1 protein-coding gene is annotated in these 1,345 nt (G+C 71.9%); it reads right to left on the reverse strand.

Features of this window, described 5'->3' with window-relative positions; all coding sequences use genetic code 11:
• Positions 1–1,306 (reverse strand): zinc ribbon domain-containing protein (locus ACWEVO_RS36555; protein ID WP_452311955.1); only part of this gene is annotated, 1,306 nt, incomplete at its 3' end.
• Between the last annotated feature and the right edge of the window lie 39 nt (positions 1,307–1,345).

A 1,345-nucleotide genomic window follows, 5' to 3' on the forward strand; every position in this document is an offset into this window, starting at 1 on the left:
GGCCGTGGTGGGGCCGGGTGGGGGAGGGTGCCCTGCGTCGCCTGGGCGCGGGGCGTGGTGGCTGGTGCCGGGTGGGGCCGGTCTTCGACCGGTCCGCCCGGCTGGTCTTGGTCGTGGGGGTGACGCCGGCGGTGGCTTCGAGGGTGTCCACGACCGTCCGGATGATCATGGCGGCGTTGCTGTGGTCGGTGACGGTTTTGGTCTGGTGGGTGAGGCCGCGGGCGGCGATGCGCCGCCAGGCGCCGTGGTCGCGGTCGCCTTGCCAGCCGCACCCTTGCGTGTTGGGGCAGATGGCCCACTTCCAGCCCGGGGTGGCGGGCTGGTCGGGGGCTTTGCGGTGCCGTAGCGGGGTCAGGCATTGCGGGCAGTGTTTGGAGGTGTTGCGGGCGGGGACGCCGACCACGGCGATACCGTGCTCGGCGGCGAGGTGCCGCATCCGGTCGACGATCTGCCCGCCGACCTGCTGGGACAGGCGCGTGTTCAGGGTGGCGCCCATCCCCTTGGCTTCCAAAGATCGCAGATCTTCCACATAGATCACGGTCGCGCGGGCGGCGATCGCCTGGTCCACGGTCCAGCGGGCGGCAGCCCACGCGAGCGCGGCGTTGAGGTTCGAGCGGCGTTCGGACACGCGGCGGATCTCCTCGCGCAGCACCTCGTGTTTCGCGCTCAGGTGCTCCTCACGGCGGCCGGCAGTCAGCCGCAGATACTGATCGGCCTTCGCATGTAGCCGCTCTGACAGGCGGCGAAGGCGATGCTGTTTGGCAAGCACTCCGGCGGCCCGGAACTGGCCACCAGCGCCCAACGCGGTGATCCGGCCATCGGCTCGCAGTCGCAGGGCCCCCGCGCTCAGCAGCGTGTTCAAACCCCAGTCCACCCCGAGCGCCACCGAGTGGCCGGTGGGCCGGGCTGCCGGCACCGCGTGCGTGTAGGCGATATCGGCGCGTACCTGCCGGCCATTGAGGCGCAGGGTGGGCAGGTGCAGCACCGCGCCCGCCGGGACGGTGGGCGGCAGGCTGATCGGGCAGGCCACCCACGTCCAGTCCCCGTACGTACGCGGATCCGGACGAGTGGGCAACTGCAGGCGCAGCAGCACCCTGCCCGGGTCGGCCTCGCCGCGTTCGATCGTGGCCTGCTGCCGGTCACACGCCGCAAGCAGCAACATCCGCGGCACCCGCGGCGCGCCTTCCAGTTCGAACACATCCACCGGCAGGCGACCGTTGGCGTTGAGGAACCGAGCCGCCTGCCGGGTACGCGCCTTGACGACGTTGGCCGGCAGATCCTTCCCGCCAGGGATCGCCTCCCGCACCTGATCCCACTCCTGCCCGGTGCGTTTGCGCGGGTCGGC

Source organism: Micromonospora sp. NPDC003776 (genome assembly GCF_053605645.1).